Origin of the sequence: Dactylosporangium sp. NPDC050588, assembly GCF_040654975.1 — a bacterium.
Taxonomy (GTDB): Bacteria; Actinomycetota; Actinomycetes; order Mycobacteriales; family Micromonosporaceae; genus Dactylosporangium; species Dactylosporangium maewongense.
The window spans coordinates 35,156-60,302 of sequence record NZ_JBFAJA010000043.1 but is presented as its reverse complement, the minus strand read 5'-3'; the positions used below and the strand labels follow the sequence as shown (position 1 = coordinate 60,302).

Annotated in this window: 2 protein-coding genes; both read left to right on the top strand. The window is 76.6% G+C overall.

Features of this window, described 5'->3' with window-relative positions; genetic code table 11:
• Positions 1-321 precede the first annotated feature (321 nt).
• On the top strand, positions 322-2,085 hold the full coding sequence (locus AB0I21_RS28285; RefSeq protein ID WP_360565617.1) for an ABC transporter ATP-binding protein: 1,764 nt from the start codon (positions 322-324) through the stop codon (positions 2,083-2,085).
• Between the two features lie 32 nt (positions 2,086-2,117).
• A complete protein-coding gene (locus AB0I21_RS28280; protein ID WP_360565615.1) occupies positions 2,118-25,097 on the top strand; it encodes a non-ribosomal peptide synthase/polyketide synthase in 22,980 nt (7,659 codons plus the stop codon).
• Positions 25,098-25,147: the final 50 nt, after the last annotated feature.

Below are 25,147 nucleotides of genomic sequence, written 5' to 3'. Positions count from 1 at the left end.
GGGCCGCTCACCAGGATTGCAGGGTTGCTCGGGCCGGTGCCGGAGTGCGGCGGAGGTGGCGGCGTGAGCGGGCAGCGGAGCGGCTCGGGCCGCTCACCAGGATTGCAGGGTTGCTCGGGCCGGTGCCGGAGTGCGGCGGAGGTGGCGGCGTGAGCGGGCAGCGGAGCGGCTCGGGCCGCTCACCAGGATTGCAGGGTTGCTCGGGCCGGCGCCGGAGTGCGGCGGAGGTGGCGGCGTGAGCGGGCAGCGGAGCGGCTCGGGCCGCTCACCAGGATTGCAGGGTTGCTCGGGCCGGCGCCGGAGCGCAGCGGAGGTGACGGCGTGAGCACTGAACAACTTCCGATCGCCGACCGGCGCGAGACGCTGCGCTGGCTGCGAGGCGAGCTGCGGGCCCGGTGGGGGGAGGCGGCCGGCGCGTTCGCCGTCGGCCTGCTCGCCGCCGCGGCCGGCGTCACCCCCGTCTACGCCCTCGGCGTGCTCGTCGACCGGGTCCGCGCCGGCGCGCCCGCCTCCGACATCGTCGGCATCACGGTCGTCATCGTCGCCGCCGCGATCGTCGCCGGCGTCACCACCGCCCTGTCGAGCTACCTCATCGCGCGGCTCGGCGGCCGGATCCTCGCCGCGCTGCGGGAGGACGTCGTGGCCCGCGCCGTCACGCTGCCCGCGACCCGCCTCGAACGGATCGGCAAGGGCGAGCTCATGTCGCGGGTCGGCCCGGACGTCGCCGCCGTCAACAAGGCTGTCACGGACGTGCTGCCGACGATGACGTCCTCGGTGCTCCTCGCGGCGCTCAGCGTCGCCGCGATGGCCGGCATCGACTGGCGGCTCGGCCTCGCCGGGCTCGTCACCGCGCCCCTGTACGTCCTGGCGCTGCGCTGGTACCTGCCGCGCTCCGGCCCCGGCTACGCCGTCGAACGCGCCGCCGTCGGCGAACGGTCCCAGCTGCTGCTGGAGAGCGTGCAGGGGCTTCGGACGGTGCACGCGTACCGCCTGGAGACCCCGCACCTGCGGGGGATCGACGCCGCCTCCGCCCGCGCCCGCGACGTGTCGGTGAACGTGTTCAGCCTCTTTACCCGCTTCGTCGGCCGGATCAACCGGGCCGAGTTCGCCGGGCTCACCGTCATCGTCGTCACCGGCTTCCTGCTGGTGCGGGACGGTTCGGTCACCGTCGGCGGGACCGCGGCCGCGGCCGTGCTGTTCCACCGGCTGTTCAACCCGGTGTCGATGCTGCTGTACACGTTCGACGAGCTGCAGGCGGGCGGCGCCGGCCTGGCGAGGCTCGTCGGGGTCGTCACCATCCCCGACGAGCGCCCGGCGACCGTCGAGGGACAGTCCCCTTCGGACAGTTCGCTGGAGCTGGCCGGCGTCCGGTTCGGCTACCCCGGCGGCCCCGAGGTCCTGCACGGCGTCAGCCTGCGCATCGAGGCCGGGCAGCGGGTCGCGCTCGTCGGCTCCACCGGCGCCGGCAAGTCGACCCTCGCCGCCGTCGCCGCCGGCATCCTCCAGCCGGCCGCCGGGTCGGCGGGCGTCGGCGGGATGCCGGTCGCGCACATGGGCCCGGAGCTGCTGCGCTCCCAGGTCGCCATCATCACCCAGGAGACGCACGTCTTCGCCGGTGAGCTGATCGAGGACCTGCGCCTCGCCCGGCCCGGCGCGACCGACGCCGAGGTCGACGCGGCCCTCGCGACGGTCGGCGCCGCCGACTGGGTCCGCGCGCTGCCCGAAGGCGCACGGACCGTCGTCGGCGAGGGCGGCCACGAGCTGACCGCCGCCCGCGCGCAACAGATCGCGCTCGCCCGGCTGGTCCTGGCCGACCCGGCCGTGGCGATCCTCGACGAGGCCACCGCGGAGGCCGGCAGCTACGGCGCCCGCGACCTGGAGGACTCCGCGCTCGCCGCGACCGCCGGCCGCACCACGCTGGTGGTCGCGCATCGGCTCACCCAGGCCAGGTCCGCCGACCGGGTCGTCGTCCTCGAGGACGGCCGGGTCGCCGAGGAGGGCGGCCACGACGAGCTGCTCCTGGCCGGCGGCCGGTACGCGCAGCTGTGGGCGGCGTGGGAGTCCCGCACGCCCACCTTCCCGTAACCGTACGACATCACATAGAGGCAGGAACAACCGTGTCCACAGTGGACGTGCTGCGGCAGCTGGACGACTGGAACGACCCGACGGAGCCCGGCCACCGCAGCACCGTCGCCGCGGCGTTCACCGCCCAGGTCCGGCGGACCCCGGAGGCGCTCGCCCTCGTCGCGGGCGGCACCCGGCTCAGCTACGCCGAGCTCGGCGCCCGGGTCTTCCAGCTGGCCCGGTCGCTGCGCCGGCGGGGGCTCGCCGACGAGGAGGTCGTCGGCATCGCCGTGCCACGCTCCGCGGAGATGGTCGTCGCGGTCCTCGCCGCGATGGTCGCCGGCGGGGCGTTCGTGCCCGTCGACCCGTCGTGGCCGGCGGAGCGGCGCCGGCAGGTGCTCGCCGACGCGGGCGCCCGCATCGTCCTGGACCCGGCAGCGTTCGAGGACCCGGCGCTCGCGGACGAGTCGCCGGAGCCCCTGGACCTGGACCTGGCGCCGGCCCGCCTCGCGTACGTCATCTTCACCTCCGGCTCGACGGGACGGCCGAAGGGCGCGATGATTCGGCACGAGGCGATCTGCGAGCGGCTGCGCTGGCAGATCGAGGAGATCCTGCTGTTCGGGCCCGGCGACGCGAGCCTGTTCAAGGCGCCACTCGCCTTCGACATCTCCGTCAACGAGATCCTGCTGCCGCTGGTGTCCGGCGGCACCGTCGTCGTCGCCGAGCCCGGCGGCGAACGCGACCCGCAGTATCTGCTCGACCTCATCGCGGCGGAGAAGGTCACGTTCGTGTACCTCGTCTCCTCCATGCTGGACGTGCTGCTGGAGACGGATCGGGGACACGGCCGCCTGTCGGGCCTCAAGCACGTCTGGTGCGGCGGGGAGGTGCTCACGCCGGAGCTGTTCGACCGGTTCCGCAACCAGCTCGGCACCACGCTGTACCACGGCTACGGCCCCGCCGAGGCGACGATCGGCGTCTCCCACGTCATCTACCGCGACGCCGCCGAACGCATCGCCACCTCCATCGGCCGGCCCAACCCGCACACCCAGCTCTACGTCCTGGACGACACGCTCGCGCCGCTGCCGCCCGGCGAGACCGGCGAGCTGTACGCGGCCGGGTTCCTGCTCGGCCGCGGGTACGTCAACGCGCCGGCCATGACCGCGGCACGGTTCGTCGCCAATCCCTTCGGCGCGGGCAGCCGCCTCTACCGGACCGGCGACCTGGCCCGCTGGACCCCGGACGGCACCCTGGAGTTCGTCGGCCGCGCCGACAACCAGGTGAAGATCCGCGGCATGCGCCTGGAGCTGGAGGAGGTCGAGTCGGTCCTCGCCGCGCACCCGTCGGTCCGGCACGCGGCCGTCGCCGTGCGGCGCAACGCGGCCGGCGCCGCCCACCTCGTCGGCTACGTCATCGCCCCGGCCTCCTCGGCGGGCGCGGACCTGCTCGCCTGGTGCTCCGAGCGGCTGCCCGAGCACGCGGTGCCGAGCGTGATCGTGCCGCTGGACGCGCTGCCGGTCAACGCCAACGGCAAGGTCGACCGGGCCGCGCTGCCCGCGCCGGCCCTGCCGGGCAGCGGCGGCGGGCGGGCGCCGGAGACCGCCATGGAGCGGGCACTGTGCGACGTCTTCGCCGCCGTGCTCGGCGTGCCCGTCGCCGCCGACGACGACTTCTTCGCCCTCGGCGGGGACAGCATCGTCGCCATCGGCGTGGTCCGCGAGGCCCGCCGCGCCGGGATCGCGCTGCGCCCCCGCGACCTGCTCACCCACCGCACCCCGGCGGGCGTCGCCGCCGTCACGTCCGTCGCCGCCGCCGCGGCGCCGTCCACGGTGGAGCGCGCCGGGGCCGTCCCCGACACCCCGATCGTCGCGTGGCTGCGCGAGCACGGGCCCGCCCTCGACGGGTTCTACCAGGCGGTCACGCTGCACACCCCACCCGGCCTCACCGTCGAGAGCCTCCAGCGGATGGTGGCGGCGCTGCTCGCCGCCCACGACGCGCTGCGGGCCCGCGTCGACGCCGCCGGCAGCCTCACCATCGCGCCGTTCGACCCCGCCGCCGTGCCCGCGGTGGCGCCGGTCGGCACGCTGGCGGAGACCGTCGCCCGGCTCGACCCGCGCCGCGGCGTCATGGCCGCCTTCACCTGGGACGAGCAGGCCGGGCACCTGCTCGTGGCGGTGCACCACATCGTCGTCGACGGCGTCTCCCTGCGGGTCCTCGCCGAGGACCTCGGCGCCATGTGGGACGGCGGCACCTTCGCGCTGGAGCCCGCCGCCACGTCGCTGCGACAGTGGGCCACGGCCCTGCACGGCGCCGCCCGCGACGGGAGGTTCGCCGCCGACGTCGCGTACTGGCAGCGCGCGGCCGCCGTCGCCGACCCGCCGCTGGGCCGCCGCCCGCTCGACCCGGCGCGCGACCTCGTCGGCACCGAGGAGCGGGTGACCGTCAGCCTGTCCACCGCCACCACCGCGCGGCTGCTCGGCGCCGTGCCCGCCGCGATCCACGGCGGCGTCGACGACGCGCTCGTCACCGCCGCCGCCCTCGCCGTGCACCGCCGCCGTGGCGCGGCCGGGCCGGTGCTGCTGGAGCTGGAGGGGCACGGCCGGCAGGAGGACCTGCTTGAGGGTCCAGCCGGCGACCTCGACCTGTCCCGGACCTTCGGCTGGTTCACCACCCTCTACCCGGCCGTGGTCGATCCCGGCGACGGCACCGACCTCGGCGCGGCGGTGAAGGCCGTCAAGGACCAGCTGCGTGCGGTGCCGTCGCAGGGCCTCAGCCACGGCGTGCTGCACCACCTCGCCGGCCGGGCGGACCTCGCCGCGGCGCCGCAGGTGCTCGTGCACTACCTCGGCCGGTTCGGCGCCGGCGACGGCCGCCCCTGGACGCAGGTGGCCACCGTGGACGAGGACCGCGACCCGCGGATGCCGCTGCCCCGCGTCCTGGAGCTCAACGCGGTCACCCTCGACACGGCCGACGGGCCGGTGCTGTCCGCGACGTTCAGCTGGCCCGCCGGGGTCCTCGACCGGACCGACGTGGAGGCGCTCGCCGGCCACTGGGCCGGGCTGCTCGACGCGATCGCCGCCGACCCCCGCGTCGCCGGGCCCACGCCGTCGGACTTCCCCCTGCTCACGCTGGACCAGTCCGATGTGGACCGCTTCGACACCGGCGCGCTGCGGGACGTGCTGCCGCTGTCGCCGTTGCAGGCCGGGCTGTACTTCCACGCCACGTACACCACCGGCGCCGACCCCTACGTGGTGCAGCAGCGGGTCGAGCTCACCGGCCCCCTCGACGCCGACCGGCTGCGCGCCGCCGCGGACCGGCTCCTGGACCGGCACCCGAACCTCGCCGCCGCGTTCCGCCCCACCGCCGCCGGTGACGTCGTCGCCGTGCACGCCGCCGGCACCGCCGCGCCGTGGCGGACCGTCGAGGTCACCGACCCGCGGGACGGCGGTGAACTGGACGGGATCGCGGCGGTGGACCGGTCCCGGCCGTTCGACCTCGCCGAGCCGCCCGCGATGCGGTTCACCCTGGCCCGCCTCGCCGCCGACCGGCACGTGCTCATCCACACGATCCACCACATCGTCGCCGACGGCTGGTCGGTGCCGGTCATGTTCAACGACCTGCTCGCCCTGTACGCCGGTGCGCCGCTCCCGCCGCCGGTGCCGTTCCGGGACTTCCTCGCCGCGCTCGGCACCCAGGCGCCCGACCTGACCGTCTGGGACCGCCTGCTGGGCGGCGTCGCCGAGCCGACCCGGCTCCTCGGTGCGCTGCCGCCTTCCGGTGACGGTCACGACGGCTACGGCCGTGTCACCCGCGAGCTGCCGGCCGCGCTCGCCGCGTCGGTGCGCGGGTTCGCCACCGCGCACGGCCTCACCGCCGGCAACGTGGTCGGCGGCGTCTGGGGTGTGCTGCTCGGCCGGCTCACCGGGCGGGCCGACGTCACGTTCGGCTCGACGGTCGCCGGCCGGAGCCTGGCCGTGCCCGGCATCGAACGCATCGCCGGCCTGCTCATCAACACCGTCCCGGCGCGGGTCCGGTGGGCGCCCGGCGAGCCGCTCGCCGCCGCCGTCGGCCGGTTCGCCGCCGACCAGCGCGAGACCATGGAGCACGAGCACGCGCCGCTGACCGAGCTGCAGCGCCGGCTCGGCACCGGGGAGCTCTTCGACACCCTCGTCGTCGTCGAGAACTACCCGGACATCGAGGTCGCGGGCGGGGACCTGCGGGTCACCGGCATCGACGTCGTCGAGGCGCCGCACTACCCGGTCACCCTCATGGTGCGCCCCGGCGACCCGTTCACCGTCACCGTCACCCACGACCGGCGGCACGTCGACACCGCCACGGCACGGCGGCTGCTCGGCATGTACGAGACGCTGCTGGCCGCCCTGGACGGCACCTGCGCCGCGCCGCTCGCGAGCCGCACCGCCGCTCCCGCGCTGCCCGCCGCGCACGACGGGACCGTGCTGGACCTCCTGACCTACCCCGGCGGCACGGCCGTCGTCTGCGGGGACCGGGAGCTGACCTACGCGGAGCTCGACCGGCGCTCCGGCCGGCTCGCGCACGCCCTCGCCGCCGCCGGGGTGCGCCGCGGCGACCTCGTCGCGATCGCCGCCGGCCGCACCGTGGACCTGCCCGTCGCGGTGCTGGGAGTCCTGCGGGCCGGCGCGGCCGTGCTGCCCGTGGATCCGGCGTACCCGGCGGCCCGCATCGAGCTGATGCTCCGCGAGGCGGCACCCGTCTGCGTCCTCACCGACGACGCGGCATCCGGCGGGCACGGGCTGCCGGTGCTGCGGATCGGCGCGGCGGTCGACGGGGCCACCGGTCACCTGCAGGTGCGCGGGCTCACCGGTGCCGACGCCGCCACCGTGCTGTTCACGTCGGGCTCGACCGGCGTGCCGAAGGCGGTGGTCGGCACCCACGCGGCGCTGGCCAACCGGCTCGCCTGGGCCCGGGACGCCTGGGGCCTGCGGTCCGGGCAGGTGCGGATCGCGAAGAGCTCGCTGAGCTTCGTCGACGGCACCACCGAGCTGCTCGGCGGGCTCGTCGCCGGCGCGACCGTCGTCCTCGCCGACGACGCCACCGCCGCCGACGGCGCCGCCCTCGGCCGGCTCGTCGAGCGCAGCGGCGCGACGCAGCTGCTGGCCGTGCCGAGCCTCGCCGCGGCCCTCGCCGACAGCGCCCCGTCCCGTGTCCGCGGGCTGCGCCGCTGGATCACCAGCGGCGAGGCGCTCACCCCGTCCGTCGTCCGGGCCCTCACGGCCGCGTCGCCCGGCGCCGAGATCGTCAACTCGTACGGCTCGTCCGAGGTCGCCGGCGACGTCCTCACCGCCGTCGTCACCGCCGCGGACCGGCCCGTCCCGCTCGGCACCGACGTCCCCGGCGTGCGGGTGCACCTGCTCGACGCGGCGCTGACCCTGGTGCCCGACGGCGCGGCCGGCGAGATCTACGTCGGTGGCGTACAGAACGCCCGCGGCTACCTCGGCCGGCCCGGCATCACCGCCGGCCGGTTCGTCGCCGACCCGTTCGGCGCGCCGGGGGACCGGCTGTACCGCACCGGCGACCTCGGCCGCCGCGACGCCGCCGGGCGGATCGAGTTCCTCGGCCGCGCCGACGACCAGGTGAAGATCAACGGGTTCCGGGTGGAGCTCGCCGAGGTCGAGGCGGCCCTCACCCGCCATCCCGGCGTCACCGACGCGGCGGCCGCCGTCCGCGGCAGCACCCTCGCCGCGTACGTCGCCGGCACCGGCGTCGACCCGGCCGCCGTCCGCGACGCGCTGCGCGCCGAGCTGCCCGCACATCTGGTCCCCGCGACCGTCACCGTCCTGGACGCGATCCCGCTGCTGCCCAACGGCAAGCGCGACCGCGCCGCGCTGCCGTCGCCGGTGGTGCCGCGCCGGCGGGGCGCCCAGGGCGGCGGGTCGCCGCGGGCGGCGCGGATCAGCGCCTGCTACACCGCCGTGCTCGGCACCGAGGCCGGGCCCGGCGACGACTTCTTCGCCCTCGGCGGCGACAGCATCGCCGCCATCCGCGTCATCAACCGCCTCGCGCAGGACGGGATCGTGCTCACCACCCGCGACATCTTCGACCACAGGACCCCGGGCGCCCTCGACGCGCACCTGTCCGCCGCGACCGCTGGCACCGCGACGCCAGCGCAGGTGGACCCGGAGGCGGTCGGCCCGCTGCCGCTGCTGCCCGCCGCGGAGCGGCTCACCGACGTCCCCGACGGCGCACCCGCCCGGGTCGCGCTGTTCGAGGCGCCGCCGGGGCTCACCGAACCCGTGCTCGAGCGGGCCCTGCAGGCCGTCCTCGACCACCACGACGGGCTGCGCCTACGGATCACCCGGGAGTCCGGCCTGTTCCTCACCCTGGAGCTGACCGCCCCCGGCACCGTCGAGGCCCGCACCGTGCTGCGCCGCGCGCCCCTCGAGGCGGGCGCCGTGGACCGGGCGCTCGCCGCCCTCGACCCGGCGGTCCCGATCACGGTCGTGTGGCTCGACGCCGGTGCCGGCGCGCCCGGGCGGGTGCTGCTCGCCGGGCACCCCCTCGCCGCCGACGACGTGACGCTGACCCTGGTCGCGGACGATCTCGCCGCCGCGTGCGCCGCCATCGCCGACGGGCGCACCCCGCAGCCGGCGCCGGTCGGCACGCCGCTGCGCGCCCACGCCCGCGCCGCGCAGGAGGACGCGGGCCGCCCGGCCCGGGTCGCCGAGTTCGCGCACTGGCAGGACGTGCTCCGCCCGGGCGCCGACGTCGCGCCCGGCTTCCACGGCGCCGGGCCGGGCACCCTGGGCCGGCACACGCGGGTCTTCGACGGGACCCTCGCCGAGAAGCTGGCCGCCGCGCCGGAGCTCGCCGCGGTCGCCGCCCTCCGCGTCGCCGTCCAGGACCCCGCCGACCTCGTCGTCGAGGTCGAGCGCGCCGCCCGCCACCTGGTGCGGCTCGGTGCCGGCGAGGACCTCACCCGCACCGCCGGCGTGTGCGCCACGGTCGTGCCCGTCCGCGTGGCGGCGGCCGCCGACGCCGAGGCCGCGCTGGTGCACGCCGCCGTCGCGCTCGGCGCCGCACCCGACGGCGGCGCCGGCTTCGGCCTGCTGCGGCACGGCAACCCGCGGGTCGGCCGCGCCCTCGAACGGCTGGAGCGCGCCGCCGAGCCGCGGATCCTCAGCCGCAGCTCCGGGTTCGGCGCCCCGGGCGGCTGGCCCAGGCTGCCGGTCGCCGCGTCCGCCGACCCGCTGCTCGGCACCCGGTACGCCATCCAGTGCGATCTCACGCTCACCGGCGACGGCCGGGTCGAGGCGACGCTCCAGCACGTGTCCGAGGTGGACGATGCGGGGCTCGCCGAGCGGTGGTGGCGCGCCCTGGAGGCGATGTCGCAGCAGGCGCAGCCCGCCACCGAGGTGTGGGACCTGTCGCCGCTGCAGCTCGGCGTGTACTACCAGGCGACGTTCGACCAGACCGCCAACACCTACATCGCGCAGAACGTGTTCGAGCTCGACCGGCGCGTCGACGTCGACGCGATGACGGCCGCGTTCGGCGCGCTGCTGCGCCGGCATCCCACGCTGCGGGCCGCGTTCGTCGGCGAGGGCGTCCCCACCCCCGTCCAGGTCATCGCGCCCGCCGAGACGGTGCCGGCCGTGGTGTCCGTTGTGGACACCCCGGACGACGCCGCGTTCGCCGCGCTGGTCGACCGGGACCAGACCGAGCCGTTCGACCTCGCGACCCCGCCGCTGGTGCGCCTCACCGTCGCCCGCCGCCCCGGCGGCCGCGACGCGCTGCTGCTGACCAGCCACTTCCTGCTGTGGGACGGCTGGTCCCGGGAGCTGGTCCTGCGGGACCTGTTCGCCCTCTACGCGGGCCGCACCCCCGCGGCGCCCACGGCGTCGTTCACCGACTACCTGCGCTGGCTCACCACCCGCGACACCGCCGGGTCCGGCGCCGCGTGGCGGAAGGCCCTCGCCGGGGTCACCGAGGCGACCCTGGTCGCGCCGGAGGCCGCCGGGCGCGCGCCGATGCTGTCGGAGCGGGTCCACGCCGTGCTGCCCGCCGACGTCACCGCCCGCCTCACCGAGCAGGCCCGGCGCGGCGGCGTCACTCTCAACTCGCTGCTCACCGCCGCGCTCGGCCTCGTCATCGGCTACGAGACCGGCCGCGCCGACGTCGTGCTCGGCACCACCGTCGCCGGCCGCCCGACCGAGCTGCCCGGCATCGACCAGGTCGTCGGCCTGTTCCTCAACACCGTGCCGGCGCGGGTCACCGCGGCCGCCGGCGCGACCGTGCTCGACCTCGCCCGCCGCGCCCAGGCCGACCGGCTCGACCTCGGCCCGCACGAATACCTGGGCCTCGGCGAGATCCAGCGGGCCGCCGGCCACGAGCAGCTCTTCGACTCCCTGTACGTGCTGCAGAACTTCCTCGCCGACGACACGTTCGCCGACCTGGAACGCGAGCAGGGCATCGCCGGCGTCGGGTACACCGACACCACCCACTACCCGCTCACCTGGGTGCTGACCCCGGGCACGCACCTGCGGCTGAAGCTCGAATACCGCCCCGACGTGGTCACCGGGGCCCGGGCCGCCGCCCTCGCCGACCGGCTCATTCGGCTCCTCACGACCCTGGCCGGCGGGCTCGACGTCCGCGTCGGCGCCCTCGACCTGATGTCGGCCGGCGAGGCGGACGGGCTGCGGGCGGCGTGGCGGTCGACCGAGCACCCGATCGTCGACGCCACCATCGCCGACATGCTCGCCGAGCGGGCCGCGGCCTGCCCCGCCGACACCGCGCTCGTCGCCGCCGGCGAGACCCTCACCTACGCACAGCTCGACGCCCGCGTGAACCAGACCGCGCGGCTGCTGCTCGACCGGGGCGCCGGGCCGGAGCGGATCGTCGCGCTCGCCCTGCCCCGCGGCATCGACATGGTCGTCGCGCTGTTCGCCGTGCTGCGGGCGGGCGCGGCATACCTGCCGCTGGAGCTCGACCACCCCGTCGACCGGCTCGCCGAGATCCTCCTCGACGCCCGCCCGGCGCTGCTCGTCGCGCTGCCCGGCACCCCCGTCGCGGCCCGGCACGACGGGGCCGTCGTCAGCCCCGCCGACGCGGCCGCGTTCCCGGCGGACCCGCCGCCGGCGACCGGCGACCCGCACCGCCTGGATCGGCCCGCCTACGTCATCTACACGTCCGGTTCGACGGGCAGGCCGAAGGGGGTCGTCACCCCGTACCGCGGCCTCACCAACATGCAGCTCAACCACCGCGCGGAGATCTTCGCCCCGGCGGTCGCCCGGGCCCGGGCCGCCGGCCGCGACCGGCTGCGGATCGCCCACACCGTGTCGTTCTCCTTCGACATGTCGTGGGAGGAGCTGCTGTGGCTCGTCGAGGGCCACGAGGTGCACGTCTGCGACGAGGAGCTGCGCCGCGACGCGGTCGCGCTCGTCGCCTACTGCCAGGCTCAGCGGGTCGACGTCATCAACGTGACCCCCACCTACGCCCACCACCTCTTCGACGAGGGGCTGCTCGACCCGGCCGGGCACCCGCCGCGCCTGGTCCTGCTCGGCGGCGAGGCCGTCTCCGACGCCGTCTGGTCGCGCCTGCGCACCACGGACGGCCCGACCGGCTACAACCTGTACGGGCCCACCGAGTACACCATCAACACCCTCGGCGCGGGCACCGAGGACAGCGCGACGCCGACGGTCGGCCGGCCCATCTGGAACACCCGCGGCTACGTCCTCGACGCGTTCCTGCGGCCCGTCGTGCCGGGCACCATCGGCGAGCTGTACATCGCCGGCGCAGGCCTCGCCCGCGGTTACCTCAACGCCGGCGGGTTGAGCGCCGCCCGGTTCGTCGCCGACCCGTTCGCCGCCGGTGGCCGCATGTACCGCACCGGCGACCTCGTCCGTGAGCGCCCCGACGGGAACCTCGACTTCCTCGGCCGCAGCGACGACCAGGTGAAGATCCGCGGCTACCGGGTGGAGCTCGGCGAGGTCGAGGCCGCCGTCGCGGCGCTGCCGCGGGTCCGCCAGGCGGCCGTCGTGGCCCGCGCCGACGCGTCGGTGCCGGGCCTCAAGAAGCTCGCCGCCTACCTGGTGCCGGCCGGCGACGGCACCGACCTCGCGAGCGCCGTGCGGGCGGCCCTGGCGGAGCGCCTGCCGTCCTACATGGTCCCGTCCCTGTACGGCGTCGTGCCGTCCCTGCCGCTGACCGTCAACGGCAAGCTCGACGTCGCCGCCCTGCCCGAACCGACCGCGCCCGGCGCCGCCGCCGGTGCCGTGCGGGGCCCGCGCAACGACCGCGAACGCGTGCTGTGCGCGATCTACGCCGACGTGCTCGGCCTGCCCGCCGTCGGCGTCGACGAGGACTTCTTCGTCGCCGGCGGGGACAGCATCTCCTCGATCGCGGTCGCCGGCCGGGCCCGCCGCGAGGGCCTGCCCGTCACCCCGCGCGACATCTTCCGCCGCCGCACCGTCCAGGCGGTCGTCGCCGGCCTGCCCGCCGCCACGGAGGTCGCCGCTGCCGCCGCCGACGACGCGGTGGGAGCCGTCGCGCTGACGCCGATGCTGGCCGAAACCCGCGCGGCGGCGACCCCGCTGACCGGGTTCTACCAGGCGATGACGTTCCGGACCCCGGCCGCGCTGACCCGGCCCGCGCTCGACGCCGTCCTGCGCGCGCTCGCCGACACCCACCACCTGCTGCGCGCCGTGGTCGACCGCGACTGGACGATCACCGTCCCCCCGGCCGGCCCGCCCGTGCCGGTGACCGAGAGCGCCGACCTCGACGCCGAGGCCGCCGCCGCGCGGCTCGACCCGCACCGCGGTGTCATGCTGCAGGCCGTCTGGTCGCCGGCGGCCCGGGAGCTGCTGCTGGTCGCGCACCACCTCGTCATCGACGGCGTGTCGTGGCGGATCATCGGCGCCGACCTGGCCCGCGCCTGGCAGGACGTGGCCGCCGGCCGGCCGGTGGCCCTCGACCCGGTGCCGGCGTCGTTCCGCGGCTGGTCCCGGCTCACCGCCGCGCGCGGCGACCGGTTCCAGGCCGAGCTCGGCCACTGGCGGGACGTCCTCGCGACCCCCGACCCGCTGCTGGGCGCCCGCCCGCTCGACCCCGCCGCCGACACCGGCGCGACGGTGCGGACGGTCACCGTGACCCTGCCGGCCGCCGACAGCTTCCTGTCCCGGGTGCCGGCCGCCATGTACGGCACGGTCAACGACGCCCTGCTCACCGCGTTCGCCCTCGCCGTCGGCGCCTGGCGGCCGGCGCGGCCCGGCTCGGCGGTCCTGGTCAGCCTCGAAGGCCACGGCCGGGAGGGCGACGTCTACGACGCCGACGTCGACCTGTCCCGCACCGTCGGGTGGTTCACCGCCATCCACCCGGTGCGGCTCGACCCCGGCGCCGTCACCTGGGACGACGTCCTCGCCGCCGGGCCCGCCCTCGCCGGCGCCGCCCGCGCGGTCAAGGAGCAGCTGCGGGCCGTGCCCGGCAAGGGACTCGGCCACGGCGTCCTGCGCCACCTGCGGCAGGAGCTGACCGGCCCCGTGCCGCAGATCCTGTTCAACTACCTCGGCCGGTTCCCGGCCGGGTCCGCCGGCGACTGGGCGCCGACCGGGCCGCTGCGCGAGGGCGTCGACCCGGCGAACCCGGCGATGACCCTGGAGGTCAACGCGTTCGCCGCCGACGGCCCCGGCGGCACCACGTTCACCGCGGCGCTGTCCTACCCGTCGGGGCTCTTCACCGAGGCCGACGTGGCCGGGCTCGCGGACCGCTGGCTCGCCGCGCTCGCCGCCCTCGGCCGCTGCGAGGCCTTCGGACACACCCCGTCGGACTTCCCGCTCGTGCGGCTCACGCAGGAGGACGTCGACGACCTCGCCGGCTTCGAGGACGTCCTGCCGCTGCTGCCGCTGCAGGAGGGCATGTACGTGCACCAGGCCATGGCCGAGCCCGGCGCCGACACCTACGTGGTGCAGCAGGTCGCCCGGCTGACGGGCCCGGTCGACCCGGCGCGGCTGCGGGCCGCGGTCGAGGCGACCGTCCGCCGGCACGCCGCCCTGCGCGCGGGCTTCCGCGAGCTGCGCGACGGCCGGATCGTCCAGGCGGTCGCGCCGTCGGTCGAGGTGCCGTGGCGGGTCGTCGCCGGCGGCGACCTCGCGCTGGTCTGCGCGGAGGAGCTGGCCCGGCCGTTCGACCTGGCCCGGCCGCCCGCGCTGCGCTACGCCCTCGTCTCGCTCGGCGACACCGACCACCGGCTCGTCGAGACGATGCACCACGTCCTCGCCGACGGCTGGTCCTACCCGCTGGTGTTCAGCGACATCGTCGCCGCCTACGAGACCGGTGCGGACCTCCCGGCGCCCGCGACCACGTTCCGCGACCACGTGGAGGCCGTCGCCGCCCGGGACCGGGACGCGGCCCGCGCCGTCTGGGCCCGCGCCCTCGACGGGGTCGCGCCGGCGCTGCTGTACCCGTCGGGCAGCCCCGTCGCCGCGCACGACAGCGTCCACAGCGCACTGTCCATCGAGGACACCGCGGCCCTGTCCGCCGCGGTCCGCGCGCACGGCGTCACGCTCAGCACCGCCGTGCACGCCGCATGGGGGCTGCTCCTCGGCCGGCTCCTCGGCCGGGACCGGGTCGTGTTCGGCTCGACGGTCTCCGGCCGCGGCGGCGAGCTGCCCGGCGTGGAGACGGTCGTCGGGCTGCTCATCAACACGCTGCCGCTGCCGCTGTCGTGGCGGCCCGGCGAGACCATGGGCGCGGTCCTGACCCGGCTGCAGGACCTGCAGACCGAGGTGCTCGACGCGCAGCACGTCGGCCTCGCCGAGCTGGCCCGGCTCGCCGGCGTCCGGGAGCTGTTCGACTCGATGGTCGTCGTGGAGAACTTCCCGGCGGTCCGGGCGGGCGTGGACTCGCCGCTGCGGGTCGACGGGTTCACCGGCACCGACTCGCCGCACTACCCCCTGGCGCTGGTCGCGTTCCCCGGCGACGAGCTGACCCTGGAGGTCAAGTACGACGTCGCGCTCGTCGGCGCCGCCCGGGCCGCGGAGCTCCTGGCCATGGTCGAAGAGATCCTGCGCGGCTTTGTCACCGGCCTCGACCAGCCGATCGGCGCGCCACCCGCGCGGGCAGGCGTGGACGGCACGCTCGCGGGGCCGCGCTCCACCGTGGACGGCTCGCTCGCGGGGCCACGCTCCACCGTGGACGGCACGCTCGCCGAGCCGCGCTCCACCGTGGACCCGGCCGCGGTGGCGGTCAGCCACGGCGGCGACCACCTCACCTACGCCGAGCTCGACGCCCGCGCCAACCGCCTCGCCCGGGAGCTGATCGCCCGCGGGGTGCGGCCCGAGTCGCGGGTCGCGGTCGCGCTGCCCCGCGGCCTCGACCTGGTCGTCGCGCTGGTCGCCGTCGTCCGCGCCGGCGGCTGCTACGTCCCCGTCGACACGGGCGCGCCGGCGAGCCGCATCGCATACATCCTCGCCGACGCCGCACCGGTGTGCCTGCTCACCGACGCGGCCACCGCCGCCGTGCTGCGCGGCGACGTCCCGGCGGTCCTCGTCGACGGGCCGCTGCCGGCCCACGACAGCGGGCCCGTCACCGGCACGGGGCTCGCGCCCGACAACACGGCCTACATCATCTACACGTCCGGCTCGACCGGGCGGCCGAAGGGCGTCGCGGTCACCCACCGTAACGTGCTCACCCTGTTCGCCGCCGCCGAGGAGCTGTTCACGTTCGGCGCGGGCGACGTGTGGACGATGTTCCACTCCTACGCGTTCGACTTCTCCGTCTGGGAGCTGTGGGGCGCCCTGCTCCACGGCGGCCGGCTCGTCGTCGTCGACGGCGACGTCGCCCGCGACCCGCGCCGCTTCGCCGCGTTGCTGCGCGACGAGCGCGTCACGGTGCTCAACCAGACGCCGTCGGCGTTCTACCCGCTCATCGCCGAGGACACGACCGGGCTGGCGCTGCGCTACGTCGTCTTCGGTGGCGAGGCGCTCGACCCGTCGCGGTTGCGGCCGTGGTACGAGCGGCACGCCGACGACGCCCCGCGGCTGATCAACATGTACGGAATCACCGAGACCACGGTGCACGTGACGTTCCGCGCGCTGAGCCGGGCCGACGCGGCCGCGGGCAGCGTCATCGGGGATCCGCTGCCGAGCCTGCGCGCCCACGTCCTGGACGCGCGGCTGCGGCCCGTCCCGCCCGGTGTGACCGGCGAGCTGTACGTCGCCGGCGACCAGCTCGCCCGCGGCTACCTCGACCGGCCCGGCCTGACCGCGTCCCGGTTCGTCGCCAACCCGTTCGGCCCCGGACGGCTGTACCGCAGCGGCGACCTCGCGATCCGGACCGCCTCCGGCGACCTGGTCTACGCCGGGCGCTCCGACCAGCAGGTGAAGGTCCGCGGCCACCGCGTCGAGCTGGGCGAGATCGAGGCGGCGATCCTCGACGTCGACGGCGTCACGAACACCGCCGTCAACCTGCACGACGGGCGGCTCGTCGCCTACCTCGTCGGCGCCTCCACCGTGGACACCGAGCTCGTGCGGGCCGCGCTGGCGCGGCGGCTGCCGTCCTACATGGTGCCGGCGGCGTACGTGCGGCTGCCCGCCCTGCCGCTCACCGTCAACGGCAAGCTCGACCGGGCCGCGCTGCCCGCGCCGACCGGCGAGCGGGCCGCGCCCGTCGAGGTCGCCGCCGACGAGTCCGACACCCAGCGGCTGCTGCGCACGCTCGTCGCGGAGGTCGTCGGGCTGACCGAGGTCGGCGCCGACGAGGACTTCTTCACCGTCGGCGGCGACAGCATCATCGCCATCCAGCTGGCGAACCGGGCCCGCCGCGCCGGCCTGTCCATCAGCCCGCGCGACGTGTTCGTCCACCGCACCGCCGCCGCCCTCGCCGCGCAGCTGGCGCCGGCAGCCACCACTGAGCAGGCGGCGCCGGTGACGGCGGCCGCCGCGGGCGACGGGGTCGGCGAGGTGCCGCTGCTGCCGATCGTGCAGCGCCTCGCCGAGCTGGGCGGCCGCGTCCACCGGCACAACCAGGCCGACCTGCTCGTCACGCCCGCCGGGCTCACCCACGAGGACGTCACCGCGCTCGTCGACGGCCTGGTGCGCCGGCACGACGCGCTGCGCCTCCAGCTGCACCGTCCGTCGCCGATGCTGTGGTCCCTGGAGGCCCGCGCGTCCGCCGTGGTGTCCACCGTGGACGTCCGGCGGGTCGGCGCGGCCGGGCTCGCCGGCGCCGCGCTCCGCGAGCTGGTCGGGGCCGAGTCCGACGCGGCCACCGGCCGGCTCGACCCCGACGCCGGCGAGGTCCTGCAGGCCGTCTGGTTCGACCGCGGGCCGGGGGAGCGGGGCCGGCTGCTGCTCGTCGCCCACCACCTCGTCGTCGACGGCGTGTCCTGGCGGATCCTCACCGAGGACCTCCGCGACGGCCTCGCCGCCGGCCCGATGACGGGCACCTCGCTGCGCGCGTATGCCCGGCTGCTGCAGGAGCAGGCCGGCCAGGCGGCGCGGCTCGGCGAGTTCGAGCACTGGGCCGCGACCCTCGCCCCCGGCGGCGAGCTCGACCCCGCGAAGCACACCATTGGGCTCACGGTCGGCCAGACCCGCGACCACGACCTCGTCCTCCCGCCGGACGTCACCGGGCCGCTGCTCGGCGCGGCCGGCGCCGACGTCACCACCGCGCTGGTCGCGACGCTGGCGGCGGCGGTCGCCCGCTGGCGGTCCGCGCGCGGCGGCGACCCGGCCGCGCCGCTCACCATCGACCTGGAGCGGCACGGCCGGGAGGAGCTCGACGGCACCGACCTGTCGCGGACCGTCGGCTGGTTCACGGCGATCGCACCCGTGCGCCTGCCGGCCGTGCCGGACGCGCACCAGGCACTGGCGGAGGCCCGCCGGCTGGTGACGGCGGCACCGGACAACGGGCTCGGGTTCGGGCTGCTGCGCTACGCCAACGCCCGCACCGCCCCGGCGCTCGCGCGGCTCGGCACGCCGCAGGTGCTGTTCAACTACCTCGGCCGGTTCGCCGCGCCGTCCGATGTGGACTGGGACACCGCCCCGGAGGCGGACGCGCTGCGGACCGCGCCGGACCCGGACCTCGGCACGCCGTACCTGCTGGAGGTCAACGTCGCCGTCCGCACCACGCCGGACGGCCCCGAACTGCGGGCCGTGCTCACCTACGCCGACGAGGGCCTGGACGTCCCCGGCCTCGCCGCGCACTGGGCCGGCGTGCTGCGGGAGCTGGGCGCGCCCGCCTCCTCGGTGGGCGGGACCACCGAGGAGGTGTGGCCGCTGTCGCCGCTGCAGGAGGGCCTGTACGTGCAGGCGGGCCTCGCCGGCGACGCCGACGTCTACATCGCGCAGAACGCGTTCGACTTCGCCGGCCGACTCGACCGCGACCGCCTCGCCGCCGCCTGGACCCGCGTCCTGGAGCGGCACCCGGCGATCCGGCTCGGCTTCACCGTCGCGGGCACCCGGCCGGTCGCGGTGCTCGCCGCCGCGCTCCAGGGTTCGGTCGCCGTCGTCGAGGCGGACGATCTCGACGCCGTGATGGCCGAGGACCGGACCCGGCCGTTCGACCTGACCGCGCCGCCCCTGGCGAGGCTCACGATCGTGCGCCGCCCCGACGGCACCGATCGGCTGCTGTTCACCTACCACCTGCTGCTGTGGGACGGCTGGTCCCGCGAACTCGTGCTGCGGGACCTGTTCGCTCACTACGCCGGGCAGGCCCCGGCGCCGCCGGCGGGCCGGTTCACCGACTACCTCGACTGGGTCGCCGCCCAGGACGCCGGCGCCTCCGCGAAGGCGTGGGCGGACGCGCTGCGGGGCCTCGACGAGCCGACCGTGCTCTACCCGGCCGCCGCCGGCACCCGGCCGGTCCTCGCGACCAGCATCGCCCGGCAGCTCACCGAGGAGCAGACGGCCCGCCTCACCGCGCAGGCCCGCGCGGAGGGCGTCACGCTCAACGCCGTGCTCAGCACCGCGCTCGGCGTCGTCCTCGCCCACGCCACCGGTCGTAACGAGGCCGTCTTCGGCACCACGGTCGCCGGCCGCCCCACCGAGCTCGACGGCATCGACGAGGTCGTCGGCGTCTTCCTCAACACCGTCCCCGCCCGGGTCATCCTCGCTCCTGGCGAGGCGGCCCGCGACGTGCTGCGCCGCGTGCAGGCCGACCGGATCGACCTGATGCCGCACGAGTACCTCGGCCTCGGCGAGATCCAGCGGGCCGCCGGCCGCACGACGCTCTTCGACAGCCTGTACGTGCTGCAGAACTTCCTCGACGACGACACGTTCACCGACCTGGAGACCGAGCACGGGATCGTCGGCGTCACCGCGGTCGACGCCACCCACTACCCGCTCACCTGGGTCGCCACGCCCGGGAAGCGGCTGCGGATCCGCCTCGAGTACCGCGCCGACGTGGTCCCGCCCGCCGACGCCGAGGCGCTGCTCGACCGGCTCCAGCGGGTCCTGCTGGCCCTCGCCGACGACGTCACCGGGCCGGTCGCCGCGTTGCCCGTCGCGGACCCGGCCGTGCTGGAAGGCGTCCAGGGGGAGATCCTGCCGGAGACGATCGCCGAGCTGATGGCCGCGCAGGCGGCGCGCACCCCGGACGCGCCCGCGCTCACCTTCGGCGCGACCACCGTCACCTACGCCGACCTCGACGCCCGCGTCAACCGGCTCGCCCGGCACCTGCTGCGCCTCGGCGCCGGGCCGGAGCGCGTGATCGCGCTCGCGCTGCCCCGGTCGATCGACATGGTCGTCGCGCTGTTCGCCGTGCTGCGCACCGGCTCCGCCTACCTGCCGCTGGAGCTCGACCACCCCGACGAGCGGCTGCGGGTGATGCTCGACGACGCCCGCCCGTCGCTGGTCCTGACCGCCGGCCGCCTCGACGGCGTCCGCCTCGACGAGCTGGACCTGTCCGGCGAGTCCGGCGCCCCGCTCACCGGGGCGGAGCTGGGCGCGTTCGCGCCCGGCACCCCCGGCCGCCTGCACCACCCCGCGTACGTCATCTACACGTCCGGCTCGACCGGGCGGCCGAAGGGCGTCGTCACCCCGTACCTGGGGCTGACGAACATGCAGCAGAACCACCGGCAGGCCATCTTCGCCCCGACGATCGCCGCGCACGGCGGCCGCACCCTCACCATCGCCCACACCGTGTCGTTCTCCTTCGACATGTCGTGGGAGGAGCTGCTGTGGCTCGTCGAGGGCCACCACGTGCACGTGTGCGACGAGCACCTGCGCCGCGACGCCGTCGCCCTCGCCGGGTACTGCGCCCGGCACCGCGTCGACGTCGTCAACGTCACCCCGACCTACGCCCAGCACCTGCTCGACGCGGGCCTCCTCGACGGGCCGCACCGGCCGGCGCTGGTCCTGCTCGGCGGCGAGCACGTCCCCGAAGGGCTGTGGGCGACGCTCCGCGACACCGACGGGGTGCTCGGCTACAACCTGTACGGGCCCACCGAGTACACCATCAACACCCTCGGCGGCGGGACCACCGACAGCGCGACGTCCACCGTGGGCACCCCCATCTGGAACACCCGCGGCTACGTGCTGGACGGCTGGCTGCGGCCGGTGCCGCCCGGCGTCCCCGGCGAGCTGTACATCACCGGCGCCGGCCTCGCCCGCGGCTACCTCAACCGGCCCGCGCTCACCGCCGACCGGTTCGTCGCCGACCCGTTCGTGGCCGGCGGTCGCATGTACCGCACCGGCGACCTCGTCCGGCTCCGCACCGACGGGCTGCTGGACTTCCTCGGCCGCACCGACGACCAGGTGAAGATCCGCGGCTACCGGATCGAGCTTGGCGAGGTGCAGGCGGCGATCGCCGCGCAGCCCGGCGTGCGGCAGGCCGCCGTCCTCGCCGTCGCCGACGGAGCAGGGGGCAGGCGCCTCGTCGCGTACGTCGTGTCCACCCCGGACGGTCTGGACGTGGCGGCGCTGCACGCGGCGTTGAAGGCGACGATGCCCGCCTACATGGTCCCCGCCGCGTACGCCGTCGTGGCCTCGCTGCCGCTGACCGTCAACGGCAAGCTCGACGCGGCAGCGCTGCCCGAGCCGCGGCCCGTCGCCACCGCCGGGCGCGCCGCCGCCACCGACACCGAACGCCTGCTGTGCGCCGTCTTCGGCGAGGTGCTCGGCATCGACGGCTACGGCGTCGAGGACGACTTCTTCGACCGCGGCGGCCACTCGCTCATCGCGATGCGCCTCCTCGGCCGGCTGCGCGCCGAGCTCACCGCGGACCTGCCGCTGCGGGCGCTCTTCGACGCGCCCACCCCCGAACGGCTCGCGCTGCGGCTCACGTCGGCCGGCCCGGCGGCCCGACCGGCGCTGACCCGGCGCCCGCGCCCCGAACGGATCCCGCTGTCGCCGGCCCAGGAGCGGCTCCTCCTGCTGCACCACCTCGACCCCGCCTCCACCGCGTACAACTACCCCCTCGTGATGCGGCTGCGGGGCGGTGTCGACGTCGCGGTGCTGCGGGCCGCGCTCGCGGACGTCACCGCCCGGCACGAGGTGCTGCGGACCCTGGTGACCCTCGACGGGCAGCACGTGCTCGAGTCCGTCGACGTCCCGGTGCACGACCGGCTCGACACGGCGTTGTCGGCCCCGTTCGACCTGGCGGCCGAGGCGCCGATCCGGGCCGCGGTCGTCGCCGAGCCCGGCGGCGACACGCTCCTCGCCCTGGTCCTGCACCACATCGCGATGGACGAGTGGTCGGACCAGCCGCTGCTGCGGGACCTGACCACCGCCTACACGGCCCGCCTGGCCGGCCGGGCTCCACAGTGGACGCCGCTGCCGGTGCAGTACGCCGACTACGCCGCCTGGCAGGCCGACCTGCTCGGCGACCCCCTGGATCAGGCCAGCGGCCATGCCACGGCCCGCCGGTTCTGGCTGCGGCAGCTGCATGGCCTGCCGGAGGAGATCCCGCTGCCCGGCGCGTTGCCGCGGACCGCACCCCGCCCCGCCGGGCAGGTCGGCGCGACGCTGCCCGCCGCCCTCGTCACCCGGCTGCGCGCCATCGCCGGGGAGCAGCAGGCCAGCCTGTTCATGGCACTGCACGCCGGCCTCGCGGTCCTGCTGTCCCGGCTCGGCGCCGGGGAGGACGTGCCGATCGGCACGCCCACGTCCGGCCGTGGCGACCCGGCGCTCGCCGACCTCGTCGGGTTCTTCGTCAACACCGTCGTGCTGCGCACCGACCTGTCCGGCGCGCCGACGTTCACGCAGCTGCTGCGGCGGGTCCGCGCCGCCGACCTCGCCGCGTTCGAGCACGCGGAGCTGCCGTTCCAGCAGGTCGTCGAGGCCGTCAACCCGCCGCGGGCGGCCGGCCGAAACCCGCTGTTCCAGGTGATGATCGGCTACCACCACCGGCCCGCCGACTCCGTCGCCAGCGGCACCGTCCTCGGGCTGCCGCTCGGCCCGGAGCCGGAGTTCCCCGCCGACCCGAAGGTCGATGTCAACGTCACGTTCGTCGACGCGGGGGAGACCGTCGCCGTCACCGTCGAATACGACACGGCCCGCTTCACCGCCGGCACCGCCGAGCGGCTGACCTCGCGCCTCGTCGGGCTCCTCACCGACCTGGCGGCGCACCCCGACGCGCCCGTCCGCGACGCGGCGCTGCTCGCGGCGGACGACGAGACCGACCTGGCCGCGTGGCGGGACGGCGGGCCGCTGCCGCCGACGGGCTCGTGGGTCGTGGCGTTCCGCGGTCACGCCGCCCGCGCCCCCCATGCCGACGCGCTCGTCAGCGGCGGCCGTACGTGGAGCTACGCCGACCTCGACGCGGCCTCCGACCGGCTCGCCGCGGCGCTGGTCGCGCGGGGTGCCGGGCCGGAGCGGCTGGTCGGGATCTCGCTGCCGCGCACCGCCGACCTGGTCGTCGCCGTCCTCGCCGTGCACAAGGCCGGCGCGGCGTACCTGCCGCTGGACCCGGCGTTCCCGGCCGAGCGTCTCGCGTACATGGTGCAGGACGCGGAACCCGTCGTGGTGCTGACCCCGGACACCGCGCTGCCCCCGGCGGAGCCCGCGGACCTGCCGCACGCGGAGCCCGGGAACGCGGCGTACGTCATCTACACGTCCGGGTCGACCGGCCGGCCGAAGGGTGTCGTGGTCACCCACCGCGACCTCGGCGCGTTCCTCGCCGCGATGGACCCGGCGGTGCCGATGACGGCCGCGGACCGGCTGCTCGCCGTCACCACGCTGTCGTTCGACATCTCCGTCCTGGAGCTGATGCAGCCGCTGCGCACCGGCGGCTGCATCGTGCTGGCGTCGGGCGAGGAGGTCCGCGACCCGGCCCTGCTCGCGCCCCTCGCCGCGTCGTCGACCGTCATGCAGGCGACGCCGTCGCTGTGGGCGGCGCTGCTGGAGGCGTCCGATGTGGACCTCACCGGCGTGCGGGCTCTCGTCGGCGGGGAGGCGCTGCCGCCGTCCCTGGCGGACCAGCTGCGCCGGCGGACCCGTTCGGTCACGAACCTGTACGGGCCGACCGAGGTCACCGTGTGGGCGACCGTGTCCGCCGTCGGGGAGGGCCGGCCCACCATCGGCGGGCCGCTGCCCGGCACGACCGCGCACGTCCTGGACGCCGCCCTGCGGCCGGTGCCGCCGGGCGTCGCCGGTGAGCTGTACCTCGGCGGCGCGCAGGTGACCCGCGGCTACCTCGGCCGCGCGGCGCTGACCGCCTCCCGGTTCGTCGCCGCCGCCGGCGGGGCCCGCCTGTACCGCACCGGCGATCTCGTGCGGTGGCTGCCCGGCGGCGACCTCGAGTTCCTCGGCCGCACCGACTTCCAGGTGAAGGTCCGGGGGCACCGCATCGAGCTCGGCGAGATCGAGGCGGCCCTCGCCGCGCACCCGGCGGTGACCCGCGCGGTCGTCGTCGCCCGCGACGAACGGCTCGTCGGGTACGTGACCACCGACGGCACCGACCCCGGCGACCTGGGGCGGCACCTGGCCGAGCGGCTGCCCGCGTACATGGTGCCGGCGGCGTTCGTGGTGCTGGACGCGGTGCCGCAGACACCCAACGGCAAGGTCGACCGGGCGGCGCTGCCCGCGCCCGACTTCACCGCCACCACCACTGCGGACCGTCCGCGCAGCAGGACCGAGGCGCGGCTGTGCGCGCTCGTCGGCGAGGTGCTCGGGGTAGCGCGGGTCGGCGTCACCGACGACTTCTTCGCCCTCGGCGCGCACTCGTTGCTGCTCGTCCGGCTCGCCGCGGCCGTCCGCCGCGAGTTCGGCGCCGACGTGCCGGTCGCCGACCTGTTCACGGCGCCGACCGTGGAGGGCCTGGCCCGCCGGCTCGCCGGCGACCTGCCACCCGGTGACGCCCTCGCGCCGGTCGTCACGCTGCACCCCGGCGCCGGGCGGCCGCCGCTGTTCTGCCTGCCGCCGGCGAGCGGTCTCGTCTGGCAGTTCGCCGGGCTGAAGCGGCACCTGCCGGCGGACGTGCCGCTCATCGGGCTGCAGTCGCCGCGCCTGAGCCGGACCACCGATCTGCCGTCCACACTGGACGAGCTCGCCGCGGAGCTTGCCGGCCGGGTGCTCGAACACGCGCCGGACGGCCCGGTGCGGCTGCTCGGCTGGTCGTTCGGCGGCGCCGTCGCGCACGCCGTCGCCCGGCTGCTCGTCGCGGCCGGCCGGTCGGTGACGTTCGTCGGCATGCTCGACTCGCGCGTCACGCTGCCGGCCGTCGAGGGGGAGTGGGACGGGCCGGCCGCGATCGCCGCGCTGCTGCAGGAGCTGGGCTACGACGTGCCGGCGACCTCGGTGCCGACGGTGCGGGACGCGGTGTGGTTCGTGCGGGCCGCCGGCGGTGGCGTGGCCGCGCTCACCGACGAGCAGATCGCCCGGGTCGTGGAGAACTACCTCGACAGCGACCGGATGATGGCGGGCGCACGGCCCGGCGTCCTCGCCGCGGACGTGCTCTTCGTCGACGCGACCGTGCCGGAGCCCGGCTTCACGGGGACGGCGTCGGACGGGTGGCGGTCCCTTGTGGACGGCCGGCTGACGGCGGTCGGGCTGGCCTGCGGGCACTCGGAGCTGCTCGACCCGGCGGTGCTGGAGCAGCTGGGGCCGCTGGTGGCCGAGGCGCTCTGACCACAGACAGAGAGGGGCGGCGCCACGACGGCGCCGCCCCTCTTGCGTGG